Genomic DNA, 2,317 nt, shown 5'->3' with positions numbered 1-2,317 from the left:
GCGGCTGGCGGCGGAGGCCGGGCTGCGGGACGCCCGGACGGTGGCGCTGCTGGTAGCGGCCACACCAGCGCACAGGGACAAGTTCGAGCGGCGCGAGGACCGCTGGCTGGACGCCTCGCGGGTCGCTATCCGCGCCCTGCGGATTCAGGAGACAGGGCAGCGGGACCCGCTCGCCCCGCCGCTGTTCCCGGAGGGGGTCGCAAAAGAGTTCGCAGAAATTTACGGCAAAGAGACGGAAGCGCCGGAAGTCTTTTGGTTCTGGAGCTTCGTGACCATTATCGGCGCGGCGATTTCGGGGCAGGCGACGTTGCTCTCCCTGGTGAGGCCGCAGCCCCGGCTCTACACCGTCCTGCTGGCCCCCAGCGCTGTGAGCAGAAAATCTACGGCCCTCCGGCTGACGGCGGACTTCCTCCGCCCCGCGCTGGAGGGCCGTGTCGCCGAGCTTTGGGGTCTCGGTTCAGCAGAGGGTTTGATGAAACGGCTCGCCCCGCACCAGAAGCCGGGCATCCCGGTGAGGACGGTCATCCTGCTTGACGAACTGAAGTCCTTCGTGGCCAAGGCGAAGATTGAGGGCCAAGTCCTCCTCCCGGCGCTAACTACGCTGTTCGAGGCGAATAAGTTCGAGAACCACGTGAAGACCGGGTCAATAAGCCTCGCAGACGCGCACATAAGCCTGCTGGGAGCCTGCACGGAACAGACGTATGAGACCATGTGGGACAACCAGTTCCTTGCGATCGGCTTGCTCAACCGGCTTTGGATCGTGCCCGGTCGCTCCGAACAGAGCTGCCCCCTGCCGCCCTACGTGGACGACGACCGGCTGCATTTCCTGCGCCGCCGCGTCGAAGCGCTGCTGGAGGAACTTGACCACCGGTCGGGCTTCGGCCAGGGACCACGGGCCAGGCCGCCCGGTCCCGTTGAATTGGTGCTGCCGGAGCAGGCCCTAAAGCTGTGGGAAAGCTGGTACGGCAACAGGCCCACAGACGCGCATGGGGTGCGGCTGGACAGCATCGGCTTCCGCCTGATGGTCTTGTTCGAGGTCCTGCGCGGGAACCTGGAGTCCGTGGAGGCCGATACCGTGGAGAGCGTGGTGGCCTGGCTGGATTGGCAGCACAAAGCCCGGCAGGCCCACGACCCTCTGGACTGCGACACGCTGCAAGCCAAGGTAGAGGCTGCAATCCGCCGCGCCCTCGCCGCGAGAGGCCCCCTGACGCGCCGCGAGTTGGCCCGGTACGCGCACGCGGAACGTGTCGGGACCTACTTCTTCCAGCAGGCGCTCCAGGCCCTGCGGGAAGCCGGGGAGATCGCGTTCGACCCCAAAACGAAGCGGTTCGCGCTCGCCACCGAGGGGGCAGTCGGCGCCCGTTCGGCATGAAAAAGTGTCCCCACAGGTGTCACCAGCACAAAAATGGGCCTTAAAGCCTACAGCCGCAAGCGTTTTCGGCAATCTTATATAAGAGACCCCCCCACCCCCCACCACTCCCCCTTATGTGTTTGGTGACAGTGGCCTTAAAGCCTTGTCGCTCAATGATTTCCGGCCACACACGGTTGTGGTGACACTTTTGGTGACACTTTTGGTGACGCCGCAGAAAGGAGGTGACCTGCCTTGCTCACATCGCCCGACATCATCACCGCCCACGGCCAGCGCTGCTTTTACTGCGGCAAGCCCACGGAGGACCCCGCCGTCGAATGGCACGGCTACACCGCGCAAATCTTCCTCCACCCCGCCTGCGCGGTGGACCTGCTCCTTCGCCTCGCCCGCGACGTGTGGGAGTTCGAGTGCCGCCACCACACCGCCGCCAAGCTGCCTCGTGGCTAGGCCGCCTGGCCCGCTGACCCGGAAGGTAGGTGACTGCCATGCCCGCTCTCCGCCAGGCCGCCGGGCTGCTCGGCCTCTTGGCCGCCTGGCTCGGCACGATGCTCTTCTTCGCCTTCGCCAAGTAGCAGCGCAGCCCCCTGGCCCCGCCGCCAGGGGGCTGCCCGTAGAAAGAAAGAACGCCCTGGACCGCCAGGGCGGATCAAAGGAGGTTCGCAAAATGTCCTCAATTGCGTGTGCCTTCTGTGGCTTCATCCCGGCCCGTGGACCCGGTCACGTCGGCCACCACAACAGGTTCGCACAAGCCTGCCTGCGGCTGCGCTACGTCCCCGCCACCTATGAGCGCCGCGAGCAGGTAAAGGAGGAGTCCTGGCCGGTGGTCCACGACGATGCCGCTCTGCTGGCCGACCGTGTGGACGCCGCCGAAGCCATCCTCCGGGCCTGGTTCGACCGGTCCCTGGAGGCGGCAATCCACGGCAGTTACTAGAAGCAGCACCCTGACTT

3 protein-coding genes are annotated in these 2,317 nt (G+C 65.8%); all 3 read left to right on the top strand.

Features of this window, described 5'->3' with window-relative positions:
- Positions 1 to 1,372, top strand: a 1,372-nt coding sequence (locus AB1609_21590) for a hypothetical protein (GenBank protein ID MEW6049029.1), incomplete at its 5' end; no start/stop codon positions are given.
- Positions 1,373 to 1,603: 231 nt separating this feature from the next.
- The gene (locus AB1609_21585; protein ID MEW6049028.1) at positions 1,604 to 1,816 is read left to right on the top strand and encodes a hypothetical protein; all 213 of its coding nucleotides are present in this window, start codon (positions 1,604 to 1,606) and stop codon (positions 1,814 to 1,816) included.
- A gap of 217 nt (positions 1,817 to 2,033) precedes the next feature.
- Positions 2,034 to 2,300, top strand: coding sequence for a hypothetical protein (locus tag AB1609_21580; protein MEW6049027.1), 267 nt, complete (start codon positions 2,034 to 2,036; stop codon positions 2,298 to 2,300).
- Positions 2,301 to 2,317: the final 17 nt, after the last annotated feature.

Source organism: Bacillota bacterium (assembly GCA_040754675.1).
Taxonomy (GTDB): domain Bacteria; phylum Bacillota; class Limnochordia; order Limnochordales; family Geochordaceae; genus Geochorda.
The sequence above is the reverse complement of the archived record's forward strand: the minus strand, read 5'-3'. Positions and strand labels throughout refer to the sequence as shown.